The sequence below is a fragment of the Pseudomonas sp. Ga0074129 genome (genome assembly GCA_001465025.1).
Classification (GTDB): Bacteria; Pseudomonadota; Gammaproteobacteria; order Pseudomonadales; family Pseudomonadaceae; genus Aquipseudomonas.
This window is the reverse complement of the sequence record LNDO01000079.1, coordinates 46,449-58,815: the sequence shown is the minus strand read 5'-3', so window position 1 is coordinate 58,815 and position 12,367 is coordinate 46,449. Positions and strand designations below refer to the sequence as shown.

8 protein-coding genes are annotated in these 12,367 nt (G+C 60.8%); 1 reads left to right on the top strand and 7 read right to left on the bottom strand.

All coding sequences use genetic code 11. The features are described from left to right. Window positions 1-61: 61 nt before the first annotated feature. From AUK77_RS10180 to AUK77_RS10150, 7 genes are all read right to left on the bottom strand, one after another. On the bottom strand, window positions 62-283 hold the full coding sequence (locus tag AUK77_RS10180; protein WP_296129078.1) for a DUF2061 domain-containing protein: 222 nt from the start codon (window positions 281-283) through the stop codon (window positions 62-64). 147 nt (window positions 284-430) lie between these two features. Further along, entirely contained in the window at window positions 431-2,068 is a 1,638-nt protein-coding gene (locus AUK77_RS10175; RefSeq protein ID WP_296129076.1) for a BatD family protein, read from the bottom strand. A gap of 2 nt (window positions 2,069-2,070) precedes the next feature. Then, window positions 2,071-3,813 (bottom strand): VWA domain-containing protein, encoded by a 1,743-nt coding sequence (locus AUK77_RS10170; protein WP_296129381.1) that lies wholly within the window; start codon window positions 3,811-3,813, stop codon window positions 2,071-2,073. Between the two features lie 5 nt (window positions 3,814-3,818). Further along, window positions 3,819-4,847 (bottom strand): VWA domain-containing protein, encoded by a 1,029-nt coding sequence (locus AUK77_RS10165; protein ID WP_296129074.1) that lies wholly within the window; start codon window positions 4,845-4,847, stop codon window positions 3,819-3,821. Next, window positions 4,840-5,334 (bottom strand): DUF4381 domain-containing protein, encoded by a 495-nt coding sequence (locus AUK77_RS10160; protein WP_296129072.1) that lies wholly within the window; start codon window positions 5,332-5,334, stop codon window positions 4,840-4,842. The genes AUK77_RS10165 and AUK77_RS10160 overlap by 8 nt, the downstream gene beginning before the upstream one ends. Then, window positions 5,331-6,272, bottom strand: a complete 942-nt coding sequence (locus tag AUK77_RS10155) for a DUF58 domain-containing protein (protein WP_296129070.1) — start codon at window positions 6,270-6,272, stop codon at window positions 5,331-5,333. Before AUK77_RS10155 ends, AUK77_RS10160 begins: the two co-directional genes overlap by 4 nt. 5 nt (window positions 6,273-6,277) lie before the next feature. Next, window positions 6,278-7,237: a MoxR family ATPase gene (locus tag AUK77_RS10150; protein ID WP_296129066.1), complete on the bottom strand. Its 960-nt coding sequence runs from the start codon at window positions 7,235-7,237 to the stop codon at window positions 6,278-6,280. Window positions 7,238-7,420: 183 nt separating this feature from the next. Here AUK77_RS10150 and AUK77_RS10145 point away from each other — a divergent pair, with 183 nt between their 5' ends. Next, window positions 7,421-12,277, top strand: coding sequence for an NAD-glutamate dehydrogenase (locus AUK77_RS10145; protein ID WP_296129063.1), 4,857 nt, complete (start codon window positions 7,421-7,423; stop codon window positions 12,275-12,277). Window positions 12,278-12,367: the final 90 nt, after the last annotated feature.

Genomic DNA, 12,367 nt, shown 5'->3' with positions numbered 1-12,367 from the left:
ACTGGTGCAGGGCGGGCTGTTTGAGTGCGGTGTTGGGCCTTTATGTGGCCATCAGCCTAAATTAGGCTTGGTGATGTAACCAGGCATGTTTAGGTTGTGTTGAGGGCTTTTTGCGGCCTTCGACACGCTGCCAGATTTTTTCGTGGAAGTAGAAGCCCACCGAGTTGCACAGCGGTTCAATGGCGGCCACCAGGCTGCTGGCGGCGAGGCTGCCAGTTAACGCATAGGTGACGCCGAAGGCGATGCAAAAGTGCATCACGGTAAAGGTCAGGGTCTTGAGCATGGCGCACCTCGGCTGAGAATCATTTGTGTCTGATTGGCAGCGTAGTGCTGATTTGTCGATTGTTAAAATATTTCGATTGAATTGCTTCGATAGGTTTATGTGATTGATTGCTGCGGTCCTTGTTGGAGCCGCAGCTTAATCAATGGGTCAGCGAGGGTAGAGCGGCGGCAGGGCGCTGCTGTCAGGATTGGCTGCGCTGTCGAGGTCTTCGATGTTGGGCAGGCTGCGGATTGCCAACCACAGGTTGCGGCCTTGCCAGTGTTGGCCGCTTTCGCTGTACAGCGCGCCATTTAGACCGTCCAGTGCCTCGGACAAGGGAATAAATCGGGCGGCCATTTCAGCCAGGGTTTCTGGTTGTTGTCGTGCCCAGGCGTCAAGGGCATGTCGGGTGGCTTGGGAATCGTTGGCCATGCAACTGCGCTTGAGGTCATCAAGCAGGTTGCGCGGGCTTGGGCCTGTGGTCTGGCTAGGCAGCACGGCGGGTTGACGGCGCGCCCGCCACCAGAGGGTGAAACCCAGCAAGGTAGTCATGCTCAGCAGCGCGCTGCTCAGTTGCCAGGGCCACAGTTCGGCGCTGTTATCTTCCCGCATCGGCACAGGGGCGGCTGCCACTATCGGGCTTTCCAGGTTGGGGTTGGCTGCCACTTGCAAGGCGCGCGCGGGCAGTTGGCTGCGTTCCAGTTGATCGGTTGTGGTGTTCCACCACAGCACCTCAATGGCCGGCAGGGTTATCACGCCCTCACGATTGGCCACCAGCGCTTCGCGCTCTTCGCGGCTGCCGACCAGGCCGGTGTCACTGGCTTGGTTAGCCAGTTGCGGTTGGTCCGGGTAACGCCGCAGGCCACTGGCTTCAGTGGCCGGTAAGGGCGGCAGTTGCGCGCTGGATAAGCCCTCGGCTTTGAGCAGTACGCTACGGGTCAGTGAGTCGCCCACTTGCGTGGTGTCCGGTTGCGGGCTCCACACTTCGCTCAGTTCTACTGCACGGGCTGGCAGCCACGCTGCATCCGCCGGGTAGCTGGCCGGTTTAGCGCGGACCTGCAAGGGGATTTCCGGTGATTTAACCCGTACCACACGGCCAGGACGAGGGCCGAATGGATTGAAGTTGCTGCTGGAGCGTTCCACCGTTGTGGCGCTAAAGGCTTGACCAGGGATCAGCAGTTCGCCGCTTTCCTGCGGGAAAATCGCATAACGCAGTTCAATTACCCCATGGCGGATGCCGCCGATATCTTTTTCATAGGTGCGCGGCTCGCCCAGCGGCTCAACCCGGGCCTGGGGGATTTCCAGCAGGCTTAGGCTGCTGTCGTCGTAAAGCGATACGGAATGGTAAATACGCAGGGTCAGTACTGCCTGGGCCTGCACATAAATGCTTTCCTGATCGAGGCTGGCATCGATAAACACCGGTGCCAGTTGGCTGCCGTCGGTTTGGTTGCCTTGCTGCACATGCAGGGTGATGGGGTTGCTCTGCAACTCACCCAGGCGCAGCGGTGGCACCACCACGTAGCCACTGTGTTTGGGTTGCAGGGTGATGATCCAGCGGGTGCTGGCCTGTGCGCCATTGCTGCCGCTGCTCAGGCGATTAACCTGGCGCGTGCCGAGCACCTCGAACAACTCGTTAAGCGGCTGCAAATCAGGTTTGCCAAATAAGGTGGCATCATTCGATTCGAGGGTCAGCTCAACACTTTCACTCGCATTCAGGCGCGTGCGATCAACGCTGGCGGTTAGGCTTTGTGCGCTGGCAGACAGTGCCAGCAGGCTAAGCAGCAGAGTGCAGAGCAGTCGGCTCATGGTCATTGTTCCTGGCGCTGTTGTTGTTCCAGCCTGAATTTGCGGCGCAGCAGTTCGCCCGGATCATCAGGGATCTGCCGCAGCCATTGTTCCAGCGCCTGGCGCTGTTCGTCATCCAGTGCGGGCTCTGCGCTGGCGTCCTGCGCTGGGCCAGGCTCAGGTTGCGCCGGTTTGCCGTCGCTGGGCGCTGCCTCCGGCGTTTCGCGGCTGCTGGGCGGTGGCGGGGTTGGTGGTTCGTTGTTCGGGGCGGCGTCTTTAGGGGCTGTTGTCTGGGTTTGAGGTGGTGAATCCGTTTGCGCCTGGCCGCTCTGTGCGGGGGCCTCGGTTGGCTTCTGCTCGGCCTCTGGCTCGGCGTTATCGTCGGTTTTTTCCTGCTCCTGCTCTTTTCGGCGCAGCAGTTCTTCGACCAAGGCTTTGTTTTTGCTGGCCTGAGTCAGGTCGGGCTGGCGTTCTAATGCCTGCTCATAGGCGTCGAGCGCCGCTTCCAGTTCATTGCTATTTGCTAAGGCATTACCACGGTTGTAATGGTCGCTGGCGCTATCACCCGTGGCAAAGCGCTCGGCTGCTGCCGCGTAATCGCCGGCTTGGTAGAGCGCCTGGCCTTGCCAGCGTGGGTCTTGGAAGCGTTTTGCGGCTTCTGCGGGTTGTTCGGCGTCGAGCAGGCGCTGGCCTTGCTGATCGGCGCGCAGCCAAAGGTCTTCAAAGCTGAAGGCATAACTGCTTTGCGGCGTGAGCAGCAGTAGCAGGGGCAGGCACAGCAGCCAGCCGCGTCGCGCCGCGCAAGCGGCAAGTAACAACAGTGGCAGGAGCAGCCAGTGGCTTTGATCAGCCCAGGCCTGTAGTTGGGTCATCTCACCATCGCGGCGTACGTGTTGTGGTGCGTCCAACAGGCCGAGGTTGCGCAGGTCTTGATCGTCCAGGGTGAGTGTTTGATAACGACCGCCCAGCTCATGGGCTAATTGCGCCAGTCCACTGCTGTCCAGGCGCGGCAGCGTAATGGCGCCTTGTGCATCCTTGAGGAACGAGCCGTCGTCCTGAATGATCGGCGCGCCTTGGCTGCTGCCGACACCTAGAATATGTAGGCGCTCGTTGCGCCGTTTAAGGGCTTGGCCAATGGCTTGGTGCTGGGCTGAGTCCAGGCGGCTGGTCAGCAGCAGTAAACGGCCTTCGCCCTGGCCGGCCTGGTCGAGCAATTGCAAAGCACTGATGACGGCCAAGTCGGCACGCTTACCGGGCTCGGGCATGATCGCCGGACTGATCGCATCAAGCAGGTTGCGGCTGGTGCTCAGGTCGTCGGACAGCGGCACTAGGGTGTGTGCACTGCCGGCGTAAACGACGATGGCGGTTTGCGCATCCTGACGGGCTTCGAGCAAATCCAGCAGTTTGCGCTTGGCCTGTGCCAGGCGATTGGGCGATGCGTCGCTGGCGAGCATTTCCGGGGTCAGTTCCAGCAGCACCACCAGCGGATCAGCCGGTTTGGCACTGGGTTGTTCGATGCGCTGCCAGCTTGGGCCCAGCAAGGCCAGCACGGCCAGCAGCCAGGCAAGACCCAGCGCCACCCAAGGCAGACGGCTGCTGCGGCCATCCGTGCGGGTCAGCAGGGCGGCGTGGAAGGCCGCCGGCAGCAAGGCTTGCCAGCGACCGCTGCGTTTTTCCAGGTGCCAGAGCCGCCAGAGCAACAGCCCGAGCAGCGGCAGCAGCAGAAGCCAGAAAGGGCGCTGCCAGTGAGGCCAGAGGCTGCTCAATTCGATCATGCCTGGCCCCTTAAGCGTGTCAGCCGATGACGCCAGCGTTGCACCTGCTGAGGCCACAAGCGTTGGCTGGCCATCAGCACGCTCAGTAGCAGCGCCAGGCTCAATGGCCAGGGATACAGCACCTGTGTTGCGCGCGCCAAGGTGGGCTTTTGCGCCACCGGTTGCAGGCGGTCGAGGGTGCTTTCGATGGCCAGCAGCTCTTCACTGTTGCGTGCACGGAAGTAATCGCCGCCGGTGGCGTCGGCAATGGCGGTGAGGGTGGGTTCGTCCAGGTCAATGTCGGGGCTGAAGCCCAGCAGACCGAATACGCCGCGCTCTTCGGGGTCGGCACCCACGCCGATGGTGTAAATCACAACCTGCTCTTTGGCGGCCAATCGCGCTGCTGTGAGGGGATCGATTTCGCCGCCGTTGTTGGCCCCGTCGGTAACCAACACCAGCACGCGGCTTTCGGCGGGACGCTCGCGCAAACGTTTGACCGCCAAGCCAATGGCGTCACCAATGGCGGTTTGCGGGCCGGCGATATTGATCTGCGCTTCATCCAGCCAGGTGTGCACCGTTTGCCGGTCAAAGGTCAGGGGCGATTGCAGGTAGGCGCGGCTGCCGAACAGGATCAAACCCACCCGATCGCCTTGACGACCGTCGATAAAATCGCCCATCAGATGTTTGACCAAGCCCAGGCGGCTGATCTCCTGATCATCCCAGCGCATGTCGGCGTAATCCATCGAGCCGGACACGTCTATGGCCAGTAGCAGGTCGCGCCCACTGGCTGGCATTGGCAAAGGCTCGCCCAACCACTGCGGCCGTGCGCAGGCGAGCAGCAACAACGCCCAGACCAGCAGAAACGGCAGTTGTTGGCGCAGCGCTGGCAGGCGCACCCGCGCGCGGCGGCCACTCAAGCCTTCAAGCTCGCTGATAAAGCTGACTTTCAGCGCCGCCTCGCCGCTGTCGGCTGGCGGCAGCAAAGCACGCACCAACCAAGGCAGTGGCGCGAGGAGAAAGACCCAAGCCCAGGTAAACTCAAACATGTTTGCGAATCCAGATCGATACCGCTTGATGCAGGCCGGCAATGGCTTTGTCATCCAGGCTGCAACGTGGTCGATACGCACCTTCGACCAGAATCATCCAGCGGGTAAGACCGGCAGCAGGGCAGCGGCTGTCAAGAAAGGCCAGCCAGGCGCGACTGCTCAAGGTGTGACTGTGGCTCTGCGGATAACGTTCGCGGCACAGGCGTTTGAGAATGGCATTGAGCTGCTGCAGCCAGGGGCCGGCATCGACGCCATCGTAGGGTTTACGCAACTGTTCCAGCTCGTTCAACGCGGCCTGGCGCAATGGGTCGAGCGGTGTTTCGGTCACCGGTTTCGTGGCGTTGCGGCGCAAGCGGTTGAACAGCCTGATCGCCGCCCACAGCAATGCGGGCAGCAACAACGCCAGCAACCACCAGCCGGGCGCGGGTGGCCACCAACTGATGGCGGGTGGGGCGATCAGCGGTTCGAGTTGTTCCAGCGGGTTCACAGGGTCTTCCTCGGCCGCTGGGCGTTCAGGTGTTCACGCAGTTGCTCGATCATCTCGCTTTGCGTGCTGAGCGCCAGTAAAGGCACGCCGAGTTTTTGCGCCAAACGCTGCCAGCGCGCTTTGCGTGCATCGGCCTGGTTGCGGTAGGCCTGGCGCAGTTCGGCGTCTTGGGTGTCGAGTTCGAGCTGAGCGCCGTGTTCGGTAAAACGCAAAAGTCCGGCATTGGGCAGGGCGTGGTCGAGCGGGTCAGACAGCGGCAACAGCAGCAAGTCGGTATGCCGGGCGAGCAGCAGCAATTGCTGTTCGCTGCTGTCGTTCAGGGTGCGCTCATCACAGACAATCACCACCAGACTGCCGGGGCGCAGCACCTCACGGGCGCGGCGCAGGGCCAGGCCGAAACTGTCGCGGCTGCTTTGGCTGTGATTGCCCAGCGCCTGATTGGCGCGGGCCAGGCGGCTGAGTAGCTGCAGCAGGCTCTGTTTGCTACGCCGTGGTTTGATTTCGTGGTGTTCCAGATCGCCAAACACCAGGCCGCCGATCCGGTCGTTATGGCCCAGCGCGGCCCAGCCAATCAGGCTCGCAGCCTGGGCGGCGAGCACCGACTTGAACATCAGCGCGGAGCCGAAAAACAGCCGCTGGCTCTGCTCGACCATGATGTAGATCGGCCGCTCGCGTTCTTCATGGAAGAGCTTGGTGTGCGGCTCCTGAGTGCGCGCGGTGACGCGCCAGTCGATGGTGCGAACATCATCACCGGGTTGGTACACGCGCACCTGATCGAAGTCCACGCCGCGCCCACGCAGCTTGGAGTGGTGCAGGCCGATCAATGGGCTGCGCCGCGCCGGGGTGGAAAACAACTGCACCTCACGCACACGGTGGCGCATCTCGATCAGTTCACCGAGGCTGACGCGAATGCCGGGTTGCGTGGGTTGCTCGTGCATGGTGGTTAGGCGACCGCCACGACGTCGAGAATGCGCTGTATCACACGGTCCTGATCGATCCCAGCGGCTTCGGCTTCAAACGACAAGATGATGCGGTGGCGCAGCACGTCGAACAGCACTGCCTGAATGTCTTCCGGGCTGACGAAATCGCGTCCGGCCAACCACGCGTGGGCGCGCGAACAGCGGTCCAAGGCAATCGAGCCGCGCGGGCTGGCACCGTAGGCAATCCACTCAGCCAATTCCGCGTCGAACTTGGCCGGGGTGCGCGAGGCCATCACCAGTTGCACCAAATATTCTTCTACGGCATCGGCCATGTACAGGCCGAGAATTTCCTGGCGTGCGGCAAATATCGCCTGCTGGCTGACCAGTTGCTCGGGCTTGGTTTCGCCGTTGAGCGCTTCACCGCGCGCTTGCGCGAGGATCTTGCGTTCCACACTGGCGTCGGGGAAACCGATCTTCACATGCATCAGGAACCGATCGAGCTGCGCTTCAGGCAGCGGGTACGTGCCTTCCTGCTCAATCGGGTTCTGCGTGGCCATCACCAGAAACAGCGGCGACAGGTTGTAGGTCGTGCGGCCCACGGAAACCTGGCGTTCAGCCATGGCTTCGAGCAATGCCGACTGCACCTTGGCCGGTGCACGGTTGATCTCATCGGCCAACACCAGGTTGTGGAAAATCGGCCCTTGCTGGAAGACAAAGCTGCCGGTCTCCGGGCGATAAATCTCGGTGCCGGTGATGTCGGCCGGAAGCAAGTCGGGGGTGAACTGGATGCGATGGAACTCAGCTTCAATGCCTTCGGCCAACTCTTTAATAGCCTTGGTTTTGGCCAGGCCAGGCGCGCCCTCAACCAGCATGTGGCCATCGGCGAGCAAGGCAATCAGCAGCCTTTCGATGAGTTTTTCCTGGCCGAGGATCTGACTTGAAAGAAAATGTCGCAGCGCGACAAGCGCTTCACGGTGTTCCATCGTTAAGCTCACTCGATAAATGTGACCGGCGAGTCTTGGATTTCGCCAGAGTTATGTGGCGGCCACTTTAATGCAATCGCGGCCTCCTAGACTAACGTTGAACAACAAGGTTGTGGCGACGGTCATTACTCGCAACGGCCAATCGAGTCACCAGACGAATAACAAGCCAAACGGAGTACACCCATGGCGTTCTTTACGGCGGCCAGCAAAGCCGATTTTCAGCATCACCTGCAAACGGCCCTGGCGCAGCACGTCAGCGAACAGGCTCTGCCACAAGTAGCCCTGTTCGCCGAGCAATTCTTCGGCATCATCGCGCTCGAAGAGCTGACCCAGCGTCGGCTATCCGATCTGGTCGGGTGCACCCTGTCCTCGTGGCGGTTGCTTGAGCATTTCAAGCCAAGCCAGCCTGAAGTTCGTGTGTTCAACCCCGATTACGAAAAACACGGCTGGCAGTCCACCCACACCGCCGTGGAAATTCTGCACAGCGACATTCCGTTTCTGGTCGACTCGGTGCGTATGGAGCTGAACCGCCGTGGTTATAGCATTCATACCTTGCAAAACAGCGTGTTCAGCGTGCGCCGCAAAAAATCTGGCGAGCTGCAGGAAGTCCTGCCTAAAGGCGCGCACGGCAAGGATGTACAGCAGGAAGCGTTGATGTTCCTGGAAATTGACCGCTGCTCGAATGCCGGTGAATTGAAGGTACTGCAAAAAGCCCTGCTCGAAGTCTTCAGCGACGTGCGCTTGAGCGTGGCGGACTTCCAGCCGATGAAAGCCAAAGCCAAGGAACTGCTGACCTGGCTGGGCAACGTCAAACCAAGCCAAGCTGGCATTCAGGTTGACGGCGCTGAGTTGGACGAAATCAAAGTATTCATGGAATGGTTGCTCGACGACCACTTCACCTTCCTCGGTTATGAAGAGTTCACTGTTGCTGACAGCGCCACAGGCGGCAGCATGGTTTATGACGAGAAGTCCCTGCTGGGCCTGTCCAAGCGCCTGCGCAGCGGGCTCAAGGCGGATGACTTGCACATCGAGCCAGAAGCAGTGGCCTACCTGCGTGAGCCGCAGTTGTTGTCCTTTGCCAAGGCCGCAGTGCCGAGCCGCGTGCACCGTCCGGCCTACCCAGACTTGGTGTCGATCCGCGAACTGGACGCCAAGGGCCGAGTCATTAAGGAATGCCGCTTTATGGGCCTGTACACCTCGGCGGTGTACGCCGAGAGCGTGTGGAACATTCCGTTTATCCGCCGCAAGGTGGCGGTGATCAAGCAGCGCTCTGGCTTTGAGAGCAGTGCGCACTTGGGCAAAGAACTGTCGCAAGTTCTGGAAGTGTTGCCGCGCGACGACTTGTTCCAGACCCCGGTGGATGAGCTGTTTAACACCACCCTGGCCATCGTGCAGATCCAAGAACGCAACAAAATCCGCGTGTTCCTGCGCCGTGACCCCTATGGACGTTTCTGCTACTGCCTGGCCTATGTGCCGCGCGATGTGTATTCCACCGAAACCCGTATGAAGATCCAGCAGGTGCTGATGGAGCGTCTGCAGGCCACTGATTGTGAGTTCTGGACGTTCTTCTCCGAGTCGGTATTGGCGCGGGTGCAGTTCATTCTCAAGGTTGACCCGGCCAAGCGCGTGCAGCTTGATCCGCTGCGTCTGGAGAAGGAGGTCATCCAGGCCTGCCGTTCGTGGAAAGACGACTACACCAGCCTGATGGTCGAGAGCCTAGGCGAGGCCCAGGGCACTGAAGTGCTGAGCGAATTCCCCGGCGGCTTCCCGGCCGGTTACCGCGAGCGTTTCGCCCCGCATTCGGCGGTGGTGGACATGCAGCACCTGCTTAGCCTGAATAACGAACGCCAGTTGGTGATGAGCTTCTACCAGCCGCTGACCCAGGCGGGCCAGCAGTTGCATTGCAAGCTCTACCACGCTGACACGCCGCTGCCGCTGTCGGATGTGCTGCCGATTCTGGAAAACCTCGGCCTGCGCGTCCTTGGCGAGTTCCCTTACAAACTGCGCCGCGCCGATGGCCGTGAGTTCTGGATTCATGACTTCGCCTTCACCTATGCCGAAGGCCTGGATGTGGACATCCAGCAACTCAACGACACCTTGCAGGGTGCTTTCGTCAGCATCGTCGGTGGTGCGGCAGAGAACGATGCCTTTAACCGTTTGGTGTTGATGGCGGCCATGCCGTGGCGCGATGTGGCGTTGCTGCGTGCTTACGCCCGTTACCTCAAGCAAATTCGCCTGGGTTTTGACCTGAGCTACATCGCCAGCACCCTGGTCAACCACGCTGACATCGCCAAAGAGCTGGTGCGTCTGTTCAAAACCCGCTTCTACCTGGCTCGCAAGCTCAGCGCGGATGATCTGGACGCCAAGCAGCAGAAGCTTGAGCAGGCGATTCTCGCTGCGCTGGATAACGTGGCGGTGCTCAACGAAGACCGCATCCTGCGTCGCTACCTGGACCTGATCAAAGCCACCCTGCGCACCAACTTCTACCAGAACGATGCCAGCGGAGCGCCGAAGAGCTACTTCAGCTTCAAGCTCAACCCTCGGGCGATTCCGGATATTCCACGGCCCACGCCGAAGTTTGAAATCTTCGTCTACTCGCCGCGCGTTGAAGGCGTGCACCTGCGCTTTGGCGATGTGGCGCGTGGTGGTCTGCGCTGGTCTGACCGCGAGGAAGACTTCCGCACCGAAGTGCTGGGCCTGGTCAAGGCGCAGCAGGTGAAGAACGCGGTAATCGTGCCTATGGGCGCCAAGGGCGGCTTTATCCCGCGGCGTCTGCCGCTCGGCGGCTCGCGTGATGACGTGCTGGCCGAGGGTATTGCCTGCTACCGCATTTTTATCAGCGGTTTGCTGGATATCACCGACAACTTAAAAGACGGTGCTGTGGTGCCGCCGCAGAGCGTCGTGCGTCACGATGCCGATGATCCGTATCTGGTGGTGGCGGCTGACAAAGGCACCGCGACCTTCTCTGACATCGCCAACGGTATTGCCGCCGAATACGGTTTCTGGCTGGACGATGCGTTCGCCTCGGGCGGTTCGGCCGGTTATGACCACAAAGGCATGGGCATTACCGCCAAAGGCGGCTGGGTCTCGGTGCAGCGTCACTTCCGCGAATGCGGCATTGATGTGCAAAAAGACAACGTCACGGTGATTGGCATTGGTGACATGGCCGGTGACGTATTCGGTAACGGCCTGCTGTTGTCGGAGAGCCTGCAACTGGTCGCGGCCTTCAACCACATGCACATCTTTATCGACCCCAACCCGGATGCGGCCAAGAGCTTTGTTGAGCGTCAGCGTCTGTTCGATCTGCCGCGCTCCAGTTGGGCCGATTACGACGCCAAGCTGATCTCCGAAGGCGGTGGGATTTTCCTGCGTAGCGCCAAGAGCATCGCCATCAGCGCGCAGATGAAAGAACGTTTTGACATCAGCGCCGACAAGCTGGCACCGACCGAACTGCTCAACGCCTTGCTCAAAGCACCAGTTGATTTGCTGTGGAACGGTGGTATCGGCACCTACGTCAAATCCAGCAAGGAAAGCCACGCCGATGTGGGCGATAAGGCCAACGACCTGCTGCGGGTGGATGGCTGCGAACTGCGCGCCAAAGTAGTGGGTGAGGGCGGTAACTTGGGCATGACCCAGCTGGGTCGCGTTGAGTACGGCCTCAGTGGCGGCAAGAGCAACACCGACTTTATCGACAATGCCGGTGGCGTGGACTGCTCCGACCACGAGGTAAACATCAAGATCCTGCTCGGCGAAATCGTCGGTGCTGGAGACATGACCGGCAAGCAGCGCAACAAGTTGCTGGTGGAAATGACCGACGCCGTTGGCGGGCTGGTGCTGGGTAACAACTACAAGCAGACCCAGGCGTTGTCGCTGGCTGAGCGCCGCGCCCGCGAGCGGGTCAGTGAGTACAAGCGCTTGATGAATGCCCTGGAGGCGGCCGGTAAGCTGGACCGTGCTCTGGAGTTCCTGCCCACCGACGACGAACTCAATGAGCGCGCGGCCAATGGCCAGGGCCTGACTCGGCCGGAGCTTGCTGTGCTGATTTCGTACAGCAAAATCGATCTCAAGGAGTCGCTGCTCAAATCCCTGGTCCCGGATGACGAGTACCTGGCCCGTGAGATGGAAACCGCCTTCCCGCCGTTGCTGGCGAAGAAGTTCGGTGAGCCGATGCGTCGTCACCGCCTCAAGCGCGAAATCGTCAGCACGCAGATCGCCAACGATCTGGTCAACCACATGGGCATCACCTTTGTGCAACGCTTGAAGGAGTCCACCGGCATGAGCGCGGCCAATGTGGCCGGTGCCTATGTGATTGTGCGGGATCTGTTCCGTCTGCCGCACTGGTGGCAGCAGATCGAAGCGCTGGACTACAAGGTGCCTGCCGAGCTGCAACTGCAGTTGATGGATGAACTGATGCGCCTGGGTCGCCGCGCGACGCGTTGGTTCCTGCGCAGCCGCCGCAATGAGTTGGACGCTGCTCGTGATGTGGCGCATTTCGCGCCGCGTATTGAAGCGCTGGTCGGCCGCCTGGACCAATTGCTTGAAGGCCCGGCCCGCGAACAATGGCTGGCGCGTTACCAAGGTTACGTCGAGGCCGGTGTGCCGGAAGAGTTGGCGCGTGTGGTGGCTGGTACCAGCCACCTGTATACCCTGCTGCCGATTATCGAAGCCTCGGACGTCACGGGTCAGGAGCCGGATCGAGTTGCAGCGGCGTACTTCGCCATTGGCGGTTCGCTAGAGTTGTCGTGGTATCTGCAGCAAATCACCAGCTTGCCAGTGGAAAACAACTGGCAGGCGCTGGCCCGTGAAGCCTTCCGTGATGACCTGGATTGGCAGCAGCGCGCCATCACCGTGTCGGTGCTGCAAATGGCCGAAGGCCCGGCGGATATCGAAGAGCGCGCCGCTGTGTGGCTGGATCAGCACCGCCGTCTAGTGGATCGCTGGAAGATCATGCTGGGTGAACTGCGTGCAGCCACCAACACCGATTACGCCATGTACGCTGTGGCCAATCGCGAGTTGATGGACCTGGCGCAAAGCGCTTGAGCTGACGCAATGGCCCGGAGTTGATCCGGGCCGTTGCAACACAATGTATGTGGGTCGGCGCTGCGCGTCTCAACGGAACGCCGCCCGACC

Excerpts from the sequence above, each read along its gene's own strand:
- AUK77_RS10155 (WP_296129070.1), bottom strand. The coding sequence starts at position 6,272 with ATGCACGAGCAACCCACGCAACCCGGCATTCGCGTCAGCCTCGGTGAA.
- AUK77_RS10150 (WP_296129066.1), bottom strand. The coding sequence starts at position 7,237 with ATGGAACACCGTGAAGCGCTTGTCGCGCTGCGACATTTTCTTTCAAGT.
- AUK77_RS10175 (WP_296129076.1), bottom strand. The coding sequence starts at position 2,068 with ATGAGCCGACTGCTCTGCACTCTGCTGCTTAGCCTGCTGGCACTGTCT.
- AUK77_RS10165 (WP_296129074.1), bottom strand. The coding sequence starts at position 4,847 with ATGTTTGAGTTTACCTGGGCTTGGGTCTTTCTCCTCGCGCCACTGCCT.
- AUK77_RS10180 (WP_296129078.1), bottom strand. The coding sequence starts at position 283 with ATGCTCAAGACCCTGACCTTTACCGTGATGCACTTTTGCATCGCCTTC.
- AUK77_RS10145 (WP_296129063.1), top strand. The coding sequence starts at position 7,421 with ATGGCGTTCTTTACGGCGGCCAGCAAAGCCGATTTTCAGCATCACCTG.